The organism is Candidatus Edwardsbacteria bacterium (assembly GCA_031082425.1).
Taxonomy (GTDB): domain Bacteria; phylum Edwardsbacteria; class AC1; order AC1; family EtOH8; genus UBA2226.
Genome location: JAVHLB010000003.1, coordinates 1 through 18,004 on the forward strand (window position 1 = coordinate 1; position 18,004 = coordinate 18,004).

Annotated in this window: 17 protein-coding genes; all 17 read left to right on the forward strand. The window is 58.1% G+C overall.

Features of this window, described 5'->3' with window-relative positions:
- Positions 1-242 precede the first annotated feature (242 nt).
- The 17 genes from mraZ (at position 243) to RDU76_03405 (ending at position 17,997) form a co-directional block, all read left to right on the forward strand.
- Positions 243-677, forward strand: coding sequence for a division/cell wall cluster transcriptional repressor MraZ (gene mraZ, locus RDU76_03325; protein MDQ7797962.1), 435 nt, complete (start codon positions 243-245; stop codon positions 675-677).
- A 30-nt stretch (positions 678-707) separates the two neighbouring features.
- Complete coding sequence (locus tag RDU76_03330; protein MDQ7797963.1) at positions 708-1,097, forward strand: STAS domain-containing protein; 390 nt, start codon at positions 708-710, stop codon at positions 1,095-1,097.
- A gap of 16 nt (positions 1,098-1,113) precedes the next feature.
- On the forward strand, positions 1,114-2,037 hold the full coding sequence (rsmH, locus tag RDU76_03335) for a 16S rRNA (cytosine(1402)-N(4))-methyltransferase RsmH (protein MDQ7797964.1): 924 nt from the start codon (positions 1,114-1,116) through the stop codon (positions 2,035-2,037).
- Entirely contained in the window at positions 2,034-2,426 is a 393-nt protein-coding gene (locus RDU76_03340) for a cell division protein FtsL (protein ID MDQ7797965.1), read from the forward strand. Before rsmH ends, RDU76_03340 begins: the two co-directional genes overlap by 4 nt.
- A gap of 53 nt (positions 2,427-2,479) precedes the next feature.
- Positions 2,480-3,928, forward strand: coding sequence for a penicillin-binding protein 2 (locus RDU76_03345; GenBank protein MDQ7797966.1), 1,449 nt, complete (start codon positions 2,480-2,482; stop codon positions 3,926-3,928).
- Positions 3,928-5,391, forward strand: coding sequence for a UDP-N-acetylmuramoyl-L-alanyl-D-glutamate--2,6-diaminopimelate ligase (locus RDU76_03350; GenBank protein ID MDQ7797967.1), 1,464 nt, complete (start codon positions 3,928-3,930; stop codon positions 5,389-5,391). The genes RDU76_03345 and RDU76_03350 overlap by 1 nt, the downstream gene beginning before the upstream one ends.
- A complete protein-coding gene (murF, locus tag RDU76_03355; GenBank protein ID MDQ7797968.1) occupies positions 5,391-6,743 on the forward strand; it encodes a UDP-N-acetylmuramoyl-tripeptide--D-alanyl-D-alanine ligase in 1,353 nt (450 codons plus the stop codon). The genes RDU76_03350 and murF overlap by 1 nt, the downstream gene beginning before the upstream one ends.
- Positions 6,744-7,832 (forward strand): phospho-N-acetylmuramoyl-pentapeptide-transferase, encoded by a 1,089-nt coding sequence (gene mraY / locus RDU76_03360; GenBank protein ID MDQ7797969.1) that lies wholly within the window; start codon positions 6,744-6,746, stop codon positions 7,830-7,832. It begins immediately after the preceding gene.
- Between the two features lies 1 nt (position 7,833).
- Entirely contained in the window at positions 7,834-9,198 is a 1,365-nt protein-coding gene (gene murD, locus RDU76_03365; protein ID MDQ7797970.1) for a UDP-N-acetylmuramoyl-L-alanine--D-glutamate ligase, read from the forward strand.
- Positions 9,195-10,430: a putative peptidoglycan glycosyltransferase FtsW gene (locus tag RDU76_03370; protein ID MDQ7797971.1), complete on the forward strand. Its 1,236-nt coding sequence runs from the start codon at positions 9,195-9,197 to the stop codon at positions 10,428-10,430. Before murD ends, RDU76_03370 begins: the two co-directional genes overlap by 4 nt.
- Positions 10,357-11,472 carry an undecaprenyldiphospho-muramoylpentapeptide beta-N-acetylglucosaminyltransferase gene (gene murG / locus RDU76_03375; protein ID MDQ7797972.1) on the forward strand — a complete coding sequence of 372 codons (1,116 nt, stop codon included), beginning with the start codon at positions 10,357-10,359 and terminating at the stop codon, positions 11,470-11,472. Before RDU76_03370 ends, murG begins: the two co-directional genes overlap by 74 nt.
- Positions 11,457-12,818, forward strand: a complete 1,362-nt coding sequence (murC, locus tag RDU76_03380; protein ID MDQ7797973.1) for a UDP-N-acetylmuramate--L-alanine ligase — start codon at positions 11,457-11,459, stop codon at positions 12,816-12,818. Before murG ends, murC begins: the two co-directional genes overlap by 16 nt.
- Complete coding sequence (murB, locus tag RDU76_03385) at positions 12,815-13,726, forward strand: UDP-N-acetylmuramate dehydrogenase (GenBank protein ID MDQ7797974.1); 912 nt, start codon at positions 12,815-12,817, stop codon at positions 13,724-13,726. The genes murC and murB overlap by 4 nt, the downstream gene beginning before the upstream one ends.
- Positions 13,723-14,514 carry a cell division protein FtsQ/DivIB gene (locus RDU76_03390; GenBank protein ID MDQ7797975.1) on the forward strand — a complete coding sequence of 264 codons (792 nt, stop codon included), beginning with the start codon at positions 13,723-13,725 and terminating at the stop codon, positions 14,512-14,514. The genes murB and RDU76_03390 overlap by 4 nt, the downstream gene beginning before the upstream one ends.
- Positions 14,515-14,559: 45 nt before the next feature.
- Positions 14,560-15,789 (forward strand): cell division protein FtsA, encoded by a 1,230-nt coding sequence (gene ftsA, locus RDU76_03395; GenBank protein ID MDQ7797976.1) that lies wholly within the window; start codon positions 14,560-14,562, stop codon positions 15,787-15,789.
- Between the two features lie 169 nt (positions 15,790-15,958).
- Positions 15,959-17,122, forward strand: a complete 1,164-nt coding sequence (gene ftsZ, locus RDU76_03400) for a cell division protein FtsZ (GenBank protein MDQ7797977.1) — start codon at positions 15,959-15,961, stop codon at positions 17,120-17,122.
- Positions 17,123-17,436: 314 nt separating this feature from the next.
- Positions 17,437-17,997 carry a transposase gene (locus RDU76_03405; GenBank protein ID MDQ7797978.1) on the forward strand — a complete coding sequence of 187 codons (561 nt, stop codon included), beginning with the start codon at positions 17,437-17,439 and terminating at the stop codon, positions 17,995-17,997.
- Positions 17,998-18,004 lie beyond the last annotated feature (7 nt).

Genomic DNA, 18,004 nt, shown 5'->3' on the forward strand with positions numbered 1-18,004 from the left:
GGGGGCTTTTTTCATTGGCTTTTCACATTAGATCAGGCCCGGTAAAAAAATATAAAATATTTTCATTTTTTACTTGACAATGGGGCAAAATGTATATAAAATGGTTCGAAGTGGGACAAAGTGGGGCATAGTGGATTAGAGTGGAATTTAAACCCATAGCTCTATATTTTCAATAACTTACGGACAAGGCCCTGATATCTATCAAAAGCCGTCTCAACCAAAGCGGCTCGGGAGGTGTCATTATGACCATTTTCGGGGGAACCTATCATCATAATCTCGATGCCAAGGGCCGGCTCAACATCCCGGCCCAGCTTCGGAAGATGATCTCCGCCCAGGCCAACAATCAGCTGTGGATCACCCGCGGCCTCAAGGACGGCTGCCTGTTCGTCTATCCCAATGATAACTGGCTGAGGAAGATGGAGGAGCTGAACGCCCTGCCCCGCACCGAGGAGAACCGCAATGCCATCAGGATCTTCTCGGCCGAGAGTTTTCCGGTGGAGATAGATTCGCAGGGCCGTATCATCGTCCCCGCCCAGTTCCAGAAGCAGGCCAACCTCAGCAAAGAGGTGGTGATCGCCGGGGTGATGGACAAGATCGAACTGTGGAACCCCTCGGCCTACGAAAAATTCCTGGGCGACAACAGCGACAACTACCAGGAACTGGTCAAACAGCTTTAAACCATTTCATCACATATAGGGAGATTTGAGATGAGGATTCAGGTTTTACCGGCCGGACAGAACGCTACCAAGCTAGAGGTCAACGGGATGATCAATCTCCAGGGTTTTTTCCAGATCGAGGAAGCTATTTTGAAGGTGATCAAGAGGAACTGCTTCAGGGTGGAGATGGATATGTCCCAGGTAAAACACATGGATTACCGGGGAGTGGAGATTCTTTTAAAGCGGGCCGAACGTCTGCGCAGCTATGGCGGCGACCTGATCCTGAGCGGCCTGTCCCCCTACCTGGTGAACATTCTGCGGATGGCCGGGGCGGCCGAATCCTTCGAGATCCTGGACAACGATGCCGCCGCCCAGGGCGACCTTTTCAAACGCCAGGAGAATCCGGACCAGGAGAATCCCCCGTTGTCGGCCGTGGCTTGAATCACAGCCAACGATAATGCTCCAGTCATTCCTACATCGACCGGTTCTTTTAAACCAAAGCATAGATCATCTGGCCGTCCAGCCGGGAAGGAACTATTTGGACGGGACCCTGGGCGGAGGCGGACACAGCAAAAGAATATTGGAGAAAAGTTCGCCGGACGGAAAACTCATCGGATTGGACCGCGACCCCGCGGCCCTGAAGGCGGCCCGGGAAAATATGAAAATCTACGGTGACCGGGTTTTGTTCTTTGAGAGAAATTTTTCGGAGCTGGCGGAGGTCATGGCCGACATCTCCTTTGACATCCACGGGGTGCTGCTGGACCTGGGCGTCTCCTCTCCCCAGATCGACCGGCAGGAGCGGGGTTTCTCCTTCCAGGCGGACGGTCCGCTGGACATGCGGATGGGAAATTCTACCCTGACGGCAGAAAATATCATAAACCAGTATGGTCCCGAAGAACTCAAGAGAATATTCCTGGAGTACGGACAGGAAAGGTTTTCCGGCAGGATAGCCAGGGCCATCGCCAAAGCCAGGGAGATATCCCGAATAACCACCACCGGACAACTGGCGTCAATCATCAAGAGCACCCGGCCTGAGATGCCCACCAAGACACTTTCCCGCATATTTCAGGCCATAAGGATAGAGGTCAACGACGAACTGGGCTCCTTGAAAAAAGGCCTGCAGGCGGCGCTGGACATACTGGCCCCGGGCGGAAGGCTGGTGGTGCTGACCTACCATTCGCTGGAGGACGGAATGGTCAAGGATCTTTTCCGCCAGGCGGCCGATCCCTGCACCTGCCCCAAAGGATTGCCTTTCTGCGCCTGCGGCAGGAAGCCGGCGATAAAAATACTTAACCGCAAGCCGGTATTGCCGGAGGATGAAGAGGTCCTCCAGAATCCCAGGGCCCGAAGCGCCCATCTTAGAACCGCGGAAAAATTATGAGCAGATACTTACATAGAGGCGAATACCAGCCGGGCCGGAACAAGACCGGCTGGCTGATCGCGGCCATCTTCCTGGCCTTCTTTGCCGTGTTGTTCTGCTATGTATGGCAGAAGATATATCTGGCCCGGCAGGTGGCGGCCATAGAATATTACCAGGAGGCCAACCGCAGGACCTCCGACCGGGTGAAGATGCTGACGGTGGAAAAACAGCAGTTGTCATTCCGGGGCAGGATAGAGCAGGTGGCGATGGGCGGTCTGGGGCTGGCCTATCCCGAGAAGCAGCAGATCGTGGCCATCATCCAGCCGCCCAGGGGACGGGATGAAGCCGGTTGGTCCTCCAACCTGGCCGGGATCTTCAATCCGGCATCAACCGCGTGGGGGCAGCAATGAGCCGGGGCCGGCTTACCATATTGGCGTTAGCCGGCCTGGTGATTTGGTCCGTTATGTTTGGCCGTTTGGTCTGGCTGCAGGCAGTCAGGGGCGGCCATTATAAATATCTGGCCCAAAAACAGCACCAGCAGAGGATAGGGATCCTGCCGGAACGGGGGAGGATATATGATCGCTGCGGCCGGCCATTGGCACTGTCCTTTGATGGCCGGCGTTCCTATCCCTATGGTTCGATGGGGGCCCAGCTGCTGGGGTTCATCGGAGACGACGGCCGGGGCCTGGAGGGAATGGAGCTGCTGTACGACGATCTGCTGAGGGGGCAGAGCGGCTGGGCCATCAGGCAGCGAGACGCCACCGGCCGGACCCACGCCACCTTGGAATATGCCTCGTCCCCGGCCAAGGCCGGCCACAGCGTTTTCCTGACCATCGATGCCGAATACCAGGCCATAGCCGACCAGGAGCTGGACCGGGGGGCCAAATCAGCCCGGGCCGCCTCTGGCGCAGTGGTGATCTCCGACCCCGGCACCGGCGAGATACTGGCCATTGCCAGTTACCCCCCGTTCGACCCCAACCGCTTCAACAGCTATGGCCGGGAAACGTATATCAACCGGGCGGTGCTGGAGCAGTTCGAGCCCGGCTCCACTTTCAAGATCATCACCATGGCGGCCGCAGTCGAGGAGGGGGTGACCGGACCGGAGGATATCATCGACGGTGAAAAGGGCCTCTTCAGCATCGGCGGATACAAGATCGGCGAGGCCGAGAAGCATAAATACGGCCCGATAACCGCCTCGGAGGCCATCGTCCATTCCAGCAACATCTGCCTGGTCAAGGTCGGCCAGGAATTGGGCAAGGAGAAGCTCTACCAGTACGCCCGTTCCTTCGGCTTCGGATGCAAGACCGGAATTGAGTTCCCCGGGGAGACCGAGGGGGTGATGGAGAGGCCGGATAAATGGTCGGTGATCCAGGGTGCCAACATCAGCTTCGGCCAGGGGCTCTCGGTCAATGCCATTCAGCTGACGGCAGCCTATGCCGCCATCGCCAACGGGGGATTCCTGGTGAAACCGCGGCTGCTTAAGGGGTACGGGGAAAGCAGTGAGGCGGTGCCGGGATCCCAGCCGGCCGATACCCTCCGCCGGGTGATATCCCGGGAGACCTCCAGAAAACTGGTGGCCATGCTGGAGCAGTGCGTGGAGAATGGCACCGGCCAGCCGGCGGCCATCAACGGCTGGAAGATCGCCGGCAAGACCGGCACCGCCCAGAAGAAGGCCCAGGGCCGCAAGGGCTATGACCGGGACAAATATATCGCCTCTTTCATCGGCTTTATCCCGGCGGAGTCCCCCCGGCTGGTGGTGACGGTGATAATCAACGAGCCGCACGGCAGGGTGTATGGCGGCCAGGTGGCGGCGCCCGTCTGCCGCAGCATAATGAAGCGGATCATCAGCCTGCCCGGAGGTTTCGCCCAGGACCTGATGGCCAACAATGGGGGGATAAATACGAAATTGTGATGAAGACGGCCGAGCTCATAAAATCCTGCCCCGATCAGATCATCTCCCGGTCAGCCCTGCCGGAGGATATGGAGATCAGCGGAATGCATTATGATTCCCGGAAGATAGAGGCGGGAAATCTGTTCTTCGCCATCTCCGGCTATCAATCCGACGGCAATAAGTTCGTGGGGCAGGCCCTGGCCAACGGGGCCGGCCTGGTCGTCAGCGAGAACAACAGAATATCGGACGGCATCCCCTGGATCAAGGTGGCCAATTGCCGCCGGGCCATGGCCCTGATGTCGGCCGCTTATCTGGGCCGGCCGGCGGACCGGCTGGACATGATCGCGGTGACCGGCACCGCCGGGAAGACCACCACCACCTACCTGCTGCGCTCCATCATGGAAGAGGCCGGCAGGAAGACCGGCCTTCTGGGCACCATCAACTACTGGATACTGGACCAAAAATTCTCGGCCCCCAACACCACCCCGGAATCGTTGGACCTCCAGGATCTGCTGTCCCGGATGGTCAGCGCCGGGGCCGATACCGCCATCATGGAGGCCTCCTCGCACGGCATCGAGCTGGACCGGGTGGCCGGCATAAATTTTTCCACCGCGGTGTTCACCAATTTCTCCCAGGACCATCTGGATTTCCACCGGGATATGGAAAGCTACCTGAGGTCAAAACTGAAGCTTTTCCAGAACCTGTGGGGAGGGGCTGCGGCGGTGATCAACCGGGACGATCCGGCGGCCGGCCGGGTGCGGGAAGCGGTCAAGACCAAAATCCTGACCTTCGGAATAGACAGCCAGGCTGATGTCATGGCTGATGAAATCAGCAGCACTCCCCAGGGATCAAAGTTTAGATTAAGAACCGGCGATCGGTCGGCAGAAGTAAACCTGGCTATAGCCGGCCGGCACAATATCTATAACGCCCTGGCGGCGGCGGCGGGGGCCCTGTCCCGCGGCCTGCCTCTGGAAGAGATCAAAACCGGCCTGGAGAAGGTCGACAGAGTGGCCGGGAGGTTCGAGCCGGTGAACCTGGGCCAGGATTTTTCAGTGATAGTGGATTATGCCCATACCTCTCAGGAATTGGAACACCTCCTGAATGCAGCCCGGGAGCTTAATCCCCGAAGGATCATAACCGTGTTCGGCTGCGGAGGCGACCGCGATCGCAGCAAGCGCCCCCTGATGGGCCGGGCGGTGGCCAAGAATTCCGACATCGTGGTGCTCACCTCGGACAACCCCCGAACCGAGGACCCGGACCGGATCATCAACGATGTTCTGCCCGGCCTGTCCGGCCGGGAATATATCCTGTTCCCCGACCGCAAGGAGGCCATATACAAATCCATCGAACTGGCCCGTAAAGGGGACATGGTGATCATCGCCGGCAAGGGCCACGAGGATTACCAGATTCTGGGCTCCGCCAAGATCCATTTTGACGACCGGGAGGTCGCCGGGGAAGCCCTGAAGCAAAGGCTGGGCGTCTAATGGAGGGCATGCACCTGTCGGAGATAGCCCAGGCGGTGGGCGGGAACCTTTCCGGCCCGGATGGCCTGGCCCAAGGGGTCAGCATCGACTCCCGCACCATTAAGCCGGGGGAGCTGTTCGTAGCTATAAAGGGACCCAATTTCGACGGACAGGGATTTGCCGCCCAGGCGGTCAGGAGCGGGGCCTCCGGGATCATGTCCTCCGGGAACATAGACTGGAAAGGCCAAAAAGAGTCCGGCCTGATAAAGGTACCCGACACCCTGAGGGCGCTGAAAGAGTTGGCATATTTTTATCGGAAAAAATATCATCCCAAAATGATAGGCATCACCGGCACCAATGGCAAGACCTCGGTCAAGGAGATGACGGCGGCCGTACTTTCGGCCCGATACCAGGTTCTCAAGAATCAGGGGAACCTGAACAACCAGTACGGCATCCCGCTGTCGCTGTTCAGGCTCAGCGGAGAACACCAGATCGGGGTGATGGAGCTGGGGATGAGCGCCCTGGGGGAGATAGCCGATCTGTGCCGCCTGGTGGAGCCGGAGGTCGGGATAATAACCAACGTGGGCGAGGGCCATACCCTGTATCTGAAAGACCTGCCAACGGTGGGCCGGGCCAAGGGCGAATTATTGGAGGCCCTTCCCAAAGGAGGGCTGGCGGTGGTCAACGGCGATGACGCCAACGTGATGTCCCAGACCGCCAGAACCAGAGCCAAAATAATAAAATTCGGGCTGGGCGATGATTGCCATTACAGGGCCGGACAGATAACCTGCCGCCCGGAGGGGACCTGCTTCATGGTGAACGGACAACAGGTCATCATCAGGCAACCGGGACTGCACAATGTTTATAATTGCCTGGCGGCCCTGGCCGCCGGGGAGGCCCTGGGGGTGGATATCAAAAGCGCCGCCGAAAGGCTGGCCGGGCAGGAACCAACCCCCATGCGTCTGGAGATAATACAAGCCGGCAGATTCACCATTATCAACGATGCCTATAATGCCAATCCGCCTTCGATGAGGGCGGCCCTCAAGGTGCTGGGTTCAATGGATGCCTCCCGCCGCAAGGTGGCCATCCTGGGAGAGATGCTGGAGTTGGGTGAGATCGAAAAACCCAGGCACCACGATATCGGGGTTTTGGCGGCAGAGAATTCCGACCTGGTGGTGGCGGTGGGGCCGCTGGGGGAACTCATTCATCTGGGGGCCTCCGGCCTGAAGAAGAACAGCCTCCATTATCAGGACAACGCCGCTTTGATAGCCGAGCTGGGAACCATCTTGAAAAAGGGCGATGTGATTCTGGTAAAGGCCTCCCGCAGCCGGCACTTCGAGGAGATCGTCAACGCCATAAAAGGATTATCATAGATGCTGTATCTGCTGTTATACCCATTGGCCGATAAGATCCACTTCTTCAATTTGTTCCGCTACATCACTTTCCGCTCGGCCTATGCCCTGGTGACGGCCTTGCTGATATCCTTTCTGATCGGGCCCTACATGATCCGGTGGCTTAAAAAACTCGGCATTGGCGACACCGGACGGGAGGATGCCCCGGACCATCATAGAAAAAAGGCCGGCACCCCCACCATGGGCGGGCTGATAATCCTGGCGGCCATAATGATCCCGGTGCTGCTGTGGGCCGACCTGAGCAACCGTTACATCCAGATAGCCTCTCTGGCCACCCTGTGCCTGGGGGCCATCGGTTTCAGCGACGATTATCTGAAAGTTATCAAGAAACAGCCCAAGGGCCTGGTGGGCAGGAAAAAGCTGGCGGGACAGATCATCCTGTCCCTGGTGATAGGGGCCATCCTGGTCATCTATCCTCTGAACCCGGAGTTCGCCACCAAGACCAATTTTCTGTTCTTTAAAAACATCTTCGTCGATCTGGCCTGGTGGTTGTTCATTCCCTTTGTGGTGGTGGTCATCGTGGGGACCTCCAATGCCGTCAACCTTACCGACGGGCTGGACGGCCTGGCCATCGGAGTGGTGCTGTTCGCCGCTGCGGCCTATGCCGTGATGTGTTATTTTGCCGGGAATTACAAGCTGGCCAGTTACCTCAACATCATCTTCATGAAGGGATCGGGGGAGCTGACCGTATTCTGCGCCTCCATGGTCGGGGCGGCGCTGGGCTTTTTGTGGTACAACGCCCACCCGGCCGAGATCATGATGGGCGACACCGGCTCACTGGCCCTGGGCGGGGCCATAGGAACCACCGCCGTGCTGATAAAACAGGAGATACTGCTGTTGATCGTGGGCGGGGTATTCGTGATGGAGGCCCTGTCGGTGATCCTGCAGGTGGCCTCCTTCAAGCTGACCGGCAAGCGGATCTTCAAAATGGCCCCCATTCATCATCATTTTACCCTGCAGGGCTGGAGCGAGGAAAAGATAGTCACCCGATTCTGGATAATAGCACTGATCTGCGCCCTGGTGGCCCTGAGCACCCTGAAGATAAGATAGAATGAAGCCCGATCTGGCAAATAAGAAAGTTTCGGTGGTCGGCCTGGCCCGCAGCGGGATGGCGGCGGTAAGGCTTTTGAAAAAATCCGGGGCGGAGGTCTTTGTCTCCGATTTCAAAAGCATCGCCCCCCAAGGGCTGAAAGAGTTGGACGGTATGGGCGTGGCCCATGAAGCAGGAGGGCACACCGAAAAACTGCTCGACAGCCAGATGATAGTGATCAGCCCCGGGGTCCGGGCGGATATCCCGATTTTACTGAGGGCCGCCATGATGGGCATCGAAGTGATAGGCGAAATCGAGCTGGCTTATCGGGCCATCGAATCCCGGATCATCGCAGTCACCGGGACCAACGGCAAATCCACCACCGTCTCCATGATCGGCAGCATCCTGAAAAAAGCCGGGAAGGATGTGCATATCGGCGGAAACCTGGCCCCGGGAAGACCCCTGTGCCAGCTGGCCTGCGAAACCAGGCCCGACAGCATCATAGTAGCAGAGGTCAGTACTTTTCAGATAGAGACCATAAAGACCTTCAAACCTTACATCGGGGTGGTGACCAATATCTCCCCGGACCACCTGGACCGGCACCCCGATTTCGAAAGCTATGCCCGGCTCAAAGGGGAGCTGTTGAAAAACCAGGATGAAACCGATCATTCTATTCTAAATCTGGATGATCTCAATGTTCAGAAATATTGCAGCGGGTACCGGGGAAGCAGGCTGGACTTCAGCCTGATAGATCCCGTGGAGAACGGCTCCTGGTGGGACGGCCGAAGCCTCTATTTAACACAGGATAAAAAAAGCCGCAAAATTTTGGATACAGCGGAGCTTAAAATCCCGGGAAAACATAACATCTCCAATGCCCTGGCGGCAACAGCCGCGGCCTCCGTCCTGGACGTTTCTTGGTCAGATATGGCGGCAGGACTGGTTTCGTTCCGGGGGGTGCCTCATCGCCTGGAGGAGGTGGCCACGGTAAAAGGTGTTCGCTACATAAACAACTCCATGTGCACCAATAATGATGCCGGGATAAGCTCTTTGCGGGCCTTTGATTTTCCCCTGGTGGTGATAGCCGGCGGCAAGGAGAAAGGGACCGACCTCTCCGGGTTCATGACCGAGATCTCTAAGCGGGCCCGGGCGGCGGTGCTGATAGGCGAGGCCCGGGAGAGGCTGAAAGCCGAGCTGGATTCCCTGGGCTTCAGCCGGGCTGTTTTGGCCGGCAACATGTCCGATGCCGTCAGGCTGGCATCCCAACAGGCTAAAGCCGGCGATGTGGTGATACTGGCGCCGGGCTGCGCCAGCTTCGATATGTTCAGGGATTTTGAGGACCGGGGGGAGCAGTTCAAACAGGCGGTTCATGATTTGGAGGGCCGATGAACAGCAGGGGCGGAGAAATTGATCACCACCTATTGGTGGCGGTGCTGGTGCTGACCGGGTTCGGGCTGATCATGAGCTTCAGCGCCGGTGGCTTCATGTCCGGCAGTTCGGCCAAATTCTCCAATGACAGCCTGTTCTTTTTCAAGCGGGAGCTGATAAGGGTGGCCTTGGCGCTGGTATTTTTCCTGGTGGCTCTCAATATCAATTACCGGAAATTAAGAAGCCTGATAGTGCCATTCTTCGTTGTGATGCTGGGGGTGATGCTTCTGACCCTGGTTCTGGCCCAGGCGGTCAGGGGATCCCGCAGCTGGATAATGGGGATACAGCCGGTGGAGATTGCCAGGATCGCCCTGGTGTTGTTTCTGGCCGATCTCATAGACAAAAAGGGCGATGATTTTAAAAAAGTTAAGGCGGGATATATTCCGGGGGTGGCGGTGGTGGTGTTGCTGGCCGGAATCATTGCCCTGCAGCCGGATTTCGGGAGCGCTATGGCCCTGGCGCTTCTGGGCTATACCATGCTGTTCCTGGGCGGAGCCAACCTGCTGGCCTGGGCGGGCGGGCTGGGCCTGGCCTCGGTGGCATTTGTGGCCGCGGCCCTGACCAAACAGCATGTGCTGGGCCGGCTGACCGGATTCTGGTGGGGGCTGACCAGGCCCGAGGAATTGTCGGCCCTGATCGAATCCTCCTCGGGGCACATCAAAAACACCCTGGTGCAGACCCATCAGTCCCTCCTGGGGATCGGTTCCGGCGGGTTTTTCGGGGTGGGGCTGGGACAGAGCCGGCAGAAGTTTTTGTTCGTCAGCGAGGCCCATACCGATTTCATCTTCTCCATCATCGGGGAGGAGGGCGGACTGCTGTTCGCCGGGATAATCCTGCTGGTCTTTCTGGTCATCCTGTGGCGGGGGATCAAGCTCTCTCTGCAGCTTAGCGACCGGTTCGAGTCCCTGACGGTTCTGGGGTTGAGCTGCGGAATATTCATCTATGCGGTCATCAACATCAGCGTGGCGCTGGGGATCTTCCCCATCACCGGCCTGCCCCTGCCTTTCTTGAGCTACGGGGGATCGGCCCTGCTGGCCAATGCGGTGTCGGTGGGCCTGATATTGAACATCTCGAAGCACCGGGGGGAGAAGTCCGGACAAACCTTTATCAGGAAGAACAATGGAGTTAGCGATAGCCGGTGGAGGGACGGGAGGTCATCTCTATCCTGGTCTGGCCGTAGCCGCCGCCGTTAAGCGGGCGAACCCTCAGGCCAAGATCACATTCTACGGCACCAGGCGGGGAATAGAATCGCGGGTGCTGCCGGGGACCGGCTATGGGATCAGATACATCTCGGCCCAGGGATTTTTGGGGAAAAACAGGACTGCTCAATTCTTTTTCCCGCTGTACATGATGTCCGGGGTCATCCAGTCGCTCTTTTATCTGTCAAAATGCAGGCCAGATGTGATTCTGGGCACAGGGGGATATGTCTCGGCCCCTCCGGTGATGGCCGCCTGGATATTAAGAATACCCATTTCGCTGCTGGCTTTGGATGTGATGCCCAGCCAGGCGGTAAGGTTTCTGGCCCGGTTCGCCGATCGGATATACGGGGGATTTCCGGAATGCTCAAATTACCTCGATAAAAGTTCCCGGGTGCTATTCACCGGAAACCCCATCCGACCGGAGATTGGCAACATACCCCGGGAAAAGGGGGTAGAGAAATTCGACTTGAACGGAAATAAAAGGACCATCCTGGTCTTCGGCGGAAGCCAGGGAGCCCACAGCATCAATCTTGCCATGCTGGAAGTCCTGAAGATGCTCGATCAAAACGGAAAGCTAAAAGACCTTCAGGTAATATTCCAGACCGGGAAAAACGACCGGGAGCAGATCTCAGAGGCCGTCAAACAATATTCGGCAGGGATAAAGGTCCTGGCCTATATCGATCAAATGCCCTACGCCCTGGCGGCCGCCGACCTGGTGATCAGCCGTTCCGGGGCCGGGATCTCGGAAACCCTGGCCTGCGGCCTGCCTTCGATACTGATACCTTACCCCCATGCCGCCAGCAACCACCAGGAATACAATGCCCGAAGTCTGGAAAAAGCTGGTGCAGCAGAAATGATATTGGACCAGGATATGAACGGGCAAGTATTGGCGGAAAAGATATCGGATATTTTATTCGACCAGAAAAAATATGACCTGATGGCCCAGGCCGCCAAAACTCTGGCCCGGCCGGAGGCGGCTGACAAAATCGCCGACAATATAATAAGAATGACGGGAAAGCAATGTTCGGAAAAATAAAAAAGATACATTTCGTGGGCATCGGCGGAATAGGCATGAGCGGGATCGCCGAGGTGCTTCTCAACCTGGGCTACACGATCTCGGGCTCCGACCTCAAGTTTTCCGAGGTGACCGAGCATCTGCAGAAGCTGGGAGCGACAATTGTCGAGGGACACCGGGCCGAGAATGTGGGCCAGGCCGAAGTGGTGGTCACCTCATCGGCGGTTCACGATGATAACCCCGAGGTCAAAGCCGCCCGGGAGAAAAAGATCCCGGTGATCCGCCGGGCCGAGATGCTGGCCGAGCTGATGCGCCTGAAAGTGGGCATCGGGATAGCCGGGACCCACGGCAAGACCTCCACCACCTCCATGATCGGCCAGGTGCTGACCCAGGCCGGCCTGGACCCCACCCTGGTGATCGGCGGGAAGGTACGCTACCTGGGCAGCAACGCCAAGCTAGGCACCGGAGAATATCTGGTGGCCGAGGCCGACGAGTTCGACCGATCATTTTTAAAGCTGGCCCCGGTGATAGCGGTCATCACCACCATCGAGGCCGAGCACCTGGACTGCTACAAGGACCTGGACGAGATCAAGAACGCCTTTGTGGAATTCGCCAACAAGGTGCCGTTCTACGGCGCCATCATCGCCTGCCTGGACGAGCGGGGGGTACAGGCCATCATGCCGCGGCTGGAGAAAAGGTGCATCACCTACGGCCTGTCATCGCAGGCCGACCTGCAGGCCAGGGACTTGCGGTTCGACGGGATGAAGACCAGCTTCGAGGTGCATAACGGCCGAGGGCTTATGGGCACCATCAAACTGAATCTGCCCGGGGTGCACAATGTCAAGAACTCCCTGGCGGCCATCGCGGTGGGACTGGACATGGAGATACCATTCGAGGTCATCGCCCAGGCCCTGTCGGAATTCAACGGTGTCTACCGCCGGTTCGAGATCAAGGGCGAAAGGAACGGGGCTCTGGTGATCGACGACTACGGACATCACCCCACCGAGATCGAGGCCACCCTCAAGGCGGCCAAGGACGGCTTCTCCCGCCGGGTGGTGGCGGTCTTCCAGCCCCACCTGTACAGCCGGACCAGGGATTTCCACACTGAGTTCGGCGGGGCCTTCTTCCAGGCCGATGTGCTCCTGGTCACCGACGTCTACCCGGCCCGGGAGGAACCGATCCAGGGGGTGACAGGGGAGCTGATCGCCAAAGCCGCCAGGGAGAAGGGCCACCGCAATGTTCACTATGTGGCCGATAAAAAAGATATCCCGGGCCAGCTGGAGAAACTGGTAAAGCCCAACGACATCGTGATCACCCTGGGGGCCGGGGATATATATAAATACGGGGAAGAATTCCTTAATAGATGAAGATCCCAGCAAATATATTAAAACAGCTGGCCGCCAGGGCCAAGGGACAGTGCCGCTTCAGCGAGCCGATGTCCCGCCATACCTCTTTCAGGATAGGCGGCCCGGCCGATCTGCTGGTGGTCCCGGCTGACGAGGCCGACCTGCAGAACCTGCTGGCCGGGATATATAGGTCAGGGGTGCCATGCCTGGTCCTGGGAAACGGCACCAACCTGCTGGTGCTGGACGGCGGCATCCGGGGGGTGGTGATCAAGATGACCGCCGGTTTTCGGCAGGCGGAAAGAAAGGAAAACACCCTCAAGGTCGGCGCCGGATACGCTCTTCCCCGGCTGGTGGAGGGATCGGCCGAAATGAGCCTGGCCGGGCTGGAGTGGGGGGTGGGCATCCCCGGTTCGGTGGGCGGGGCGCTGGTAATGAATGCCGGGGCCTACGGCGGCCAGATGTCGGATATAGTCAAAAAGGTCTGGGGATGCACCCGATCCGGCGACCGGCTGACCCTGCGGGCCGGCCAGATAAATTTCGGCTACCGCCATTCCGAATACCCGGAGGGCTACGTGATCACCGGGGCCGAGCTGGAAATGCTGGAGGGACGAAAAAACAGGATAAAATCCGCCATGAAACAGTGGATGGAAAAAAGACAGCGGAACCAGCCATTGAGCCTGCCCTCGGCCGGCTGCATCTTCAAAAATCCGGTCAATGATTCAGCCCGCCGGCTGATAGGAGTGGCCGGCCTGAGGGGGAGAAAGATAGGCGGGGCCAAGGTCTCCAGCAAGCATGCCAATTTTATCGTTAACCATGGCGGGGCCAGGGCGTCCGATGTGCTGAAGCTGATCGAGATAATAAGGGAAAGAACCTATAAAACTATCGGCGTCGAACTGACTCCCGAAGTAAAGACCGTCGGGGAACCATGACCGCGTATTTCGACCGGAAGAGCGCCGGGCGGCTGCGTAAAAAACACCGGCAAAAAGGGAAGCTGAAGGCCATATTGGGTTTGATCGTTTTATCGGCAACGCTGGCGGCCGGGATCTATGGCTATAGGCAGGGGCTTGAAAAAGGGATCTTTAACATCAAACAGGTCAATATCAGCGGGAACCGGATGGCCGATACCGCCGGGATCATGGAAATAGCCGGAGAGCTGAGCGGCCGGGTCCTGTGGAGAGCAGAATACCGCAAGGCCGCGGTCCGGATCTGCCAAAAATATCCGGCGGTAAAAAGAGCCAAATTCACGGTATGGCCCTGGGGGATAGCGGATCTCCATATCACCGAGCGGAAGCCCCTGGCCGAGCTGCAGCACGATGGCCAGCTGGTCATTGACCCTGAAGGAGTGATCTTCAGGGCCGCCCGGATGCCCGCTGACCGCGACCGGGAAAAACTCCCCCGCCTTAAAACCAACGGTGCCGGCGCCCATGGCGTCTGGCGGGCCCTGAGGCTGATGGAGGCGGCCCCCTGGCTGGAGAACCAGTGGCTGTTCGACCCGACCGATGAGAAGGACATAAAACTGTGGCTTCCGGGCGGGGTAGCGGTGCACTTCGGCAACGGCCACTTCAAAAAAGAATGGCAGAAGCTGGGAGAGGTGCTGGAAAACCTGAAGAGGGAGAATCTCACCGCCACCGAGATAGACCTGCGTTTCAACGGGCAGGCCATCATCAAGGGACAGGCACTGGTCCAGGGAATGGCAGATGAAGCCGGAAGCAATTAATATTATTATAATAAATCGTCAAGATCATCATAAAGGAGGCCGGAAATGGCTAATACGATCGTGGGCTTGGACCTGGGCACCACCAAGATCGCCTGCATAATCGCCGAGGTCGACCGGGATCAGCTTAAAATAGTGGGCGTCGGCACCTGCTCTTCGGAGGAGGGCCTGCGAAGGGGGGTGGTGGTCAACCTGGAGAAGACCGCCCGGTCCATTGAGAAGGCGGTCTCCGAGGCCGAGCTGATGGCCGGGGTCAAGATAAACTCGGTCTATGCCGGCATCGCCGGGGATCATATCCGCTCCATCAATTCGCGGGGGGTGATCGCGGTCTCCCGGGGGGGCAACGAGATCTCCCAGGCCGACGTGGACCGGGTGATAGACGCCGCCCAGGCGGTGGCCATTCCCATGGACCGGGAGATACTGCATGTGATCCCCCAGGGCTTCATCGTCGACGACCAGAAGGGCATCAAGGACCCCATCGGGATGGCCGGGGTGCGGCTGGAGGTGGAGGTCCATATAGTCACCGGGGCGGTGGCCTCGGCCGAGAACATCTACAAAAGCATCAAGCGGGCGGGGCTCAAGGTGGACGACCTGGTGCTGCAGCCGCTGGCCTCCAGCTATGCGGTGCTGACCCCGGACGAGAAATCTTTGGGGGTGGCGCTGCTGGACATCGGGGGCGGGACCACCGACATCGCCATGTTCTTCGAGGATTCCATCCGCCATACGGCGGTGATTGGACTGGGCGGCAACAACCTGACCAGCGACATCGCCATCGGCCTCCGGACCCCCACCGAACAGGCCGAGAGCATCAAGAAGAAATACGGCTGCGCCACCCTGTCCCAGGTAAAGGAGGACGAGATGATCGGGGTGTTCGGGGTGGCCGGGCGAGAGGAGCGGGAGGTCTCCCGCCAGGTGCTGGCCCAGATAATCGAGCCCCGGATGGAGGAGATCTTCAGCCTGGCCAGCCGGGAGATCAAGCGCTCCGACTACGGCGAGATGCTGGGGGCCGGGGTGGTCCTCACCGGAGGGGCCGCCAAACTGCCCGGGGCGGCCTCCCTGGCGGAGCAGGTCTTCAACCAGCCGGCCCGGGTGGGCGAGCCGCGCGGCATCAGCGGGGTGGTGGATCTGATCAAGGACCCCATGTACGCCACCGGGGTGGGGCTGGTGCTGTACGGCTACGAGCGGAGGTTCAAAGGGGACTCCATAGACGAGAGCAACCCCTTCGAATCGATCCTGGGCAAGATGAAGGGCTGGTTCGGCGATCTTTTCAACGGGTAAAAAAACAATATCACATACAATCCGTCATCAGGGAAAACGAAAATCAGGAGGTCCGATCATGGCCGAACCGATAAAACTTTTGGAACAGCAGATCGCCGAAGCGATCGCCGAGCCGTTGTATGGCATCATTCAGAACGAACCCAAGAAAATAAATAAAGGAGAAGAGAGTATGCTGGAATTCGAAGAGGATGTTATCAGCGAACGCTGCAACATCAAGGTGGTGGGAGTGGGCGGCGGCGGCGGCAACGCCGTCAACCGGATGGTGGAGGCCGGTCTGAACGGAGTGGATTTCATAGCCGTCAACACCGACCTGCAGGTGCTGAGAAAATCACTGGCCGACCAGAAGCTTCAGATCGGGCACAAGCTGACCAGGGGCCTGGGCTCGGGGGGCAATCCCGAGATCGGGCGCCGGGCCTTCGAGGAGGACAAGGCCCGGGTGGCCGAAATGATCTCGGGCAGCGACATGCTGTTCATCACCGCCGGGATGGGCGGGGGCACCGGGACCGGGGCCGCCCCGATGGTGGCCGACCTGGCCCGGGAGATGAACATCCTGACCGTGGCGGTGGTCACCAAGCCCTTCGAGTGGGAGGGCCGCAAGAGGATCCTGCAGTCCGAGGAGGGCATCCGGGACCTGAAAGAGCGGGTGGACACCCTGATCGTCATCCCCAACCAGCGGGTGCTTTCGGTGGTGGGCAAGCAGACCAAGCTGACGGAATCTTTCCGGATCATAGACGACGTGCTGCTCAAGGCCACCCGGGGCATCTCCGACCTGATCACCGTTCCCGGCCTGGTCAACGTGGACTTCGCCGACGTCCGCTCGGTGATGCTGGAGCGGGGCGACGCCCTGATGGGCGTGGGCATCGGCACCGGCGAGAACCGCTCCATCACTGCGGCCGAGGAGGCCATCGCCAACACCCTGCTGGAGGGAATTTCCATCAAGGGGGCCAAGGCCATCCTGCTGAACATCTCGGCCTCCGATGAGCTGACCCTGACCGAGGTCAACGAAGTGGCGTCGGTGATCCGCAGCGCGGCCGGAGAGGAGGCCAACCTGATATTCGGAACGGTGATAGATCCCGAGGCCGGAGACAATATGAGCGTGACCGTGATAGCCACCGGCCTGGGCGGCGGCGCGCCCAAGGTGGAGAAGGACCTCCCCGACAACAACCGGATAGACTTTCCCCAGTCCTTCCGCAAGGAGAACCTGGCTCCGGGGACCTTCCAGCGCAAGGACCAGCGCTCCAACATCCAGACCATAGTCACCAAGGGCCAGGTCAGCGCGGTGAAGCAGGACGACCTGGAGATACCCACCTACATGCGCCGATTGATGGACTAAAAAGGATCTCGGTTCACAGATAACAAAAAAGCTAATATTTTATAAGCCGGGCCTGTCTGCTATCTCTTCGGCAGATGGCCGGAAGCGGCTTGGTCCCTCCTTTATTTGGCCCCATCCATATTTGGATGGGGCTTTTTTATTTCCCGTTCCCGTTCCACTAATATTTCAAAAAATCTTCAGTTGGGTCATTGACAAATTTTAACAAATTATATTAGTATGATCCAAATGACAATGTCTATATCATAAAACTGAATTTGCAGAGCCATGATGCATCGGGTCCCTGCGGGCACAAAAGCATAGAAACCAAGATTGTTATGTCCGTAAACAATCCCAAACACAAACGCCGATCCATCCGTCTGCCGGGATACAATTATTCCCGGGAAGGGGCGTACTACATAACCATTTGCGCCCAAGACCGGAAATGTATATTCGGCGAAATCACCGATGGGCTGATGGTATTAAACCCATTCGGAGAAATTGCCCGCAACGAATGGATTAAAACCGGCAAATTACGGCCCTATGTGATTCCGGATGTATTTGTGATTATGCCGAATCATATTCATGGGATATTGATAATAAACGATGATGACCATTGCAGGGGCACGATGCATCGTGCCCCTACGGGTACAACCGAACATTTTGGTAAACCCGTCGCCGGATCATTGCCGACCATCATCCGTTGTTACACCGCGGCGGTGACCCGTCATATAAATAAATTGCGTAATGCCCCGGATCATAAAATATGGCAACGAAATTATTACGAACAGGTCATCCGAAACGATAAATCATACGATAAAATCAGACAATATATAATTGAGAACCCTTTATATTGGGCGCAGGACGACGAAAATCCCAGCCGGGCGATCACAAAATAAACGCCTT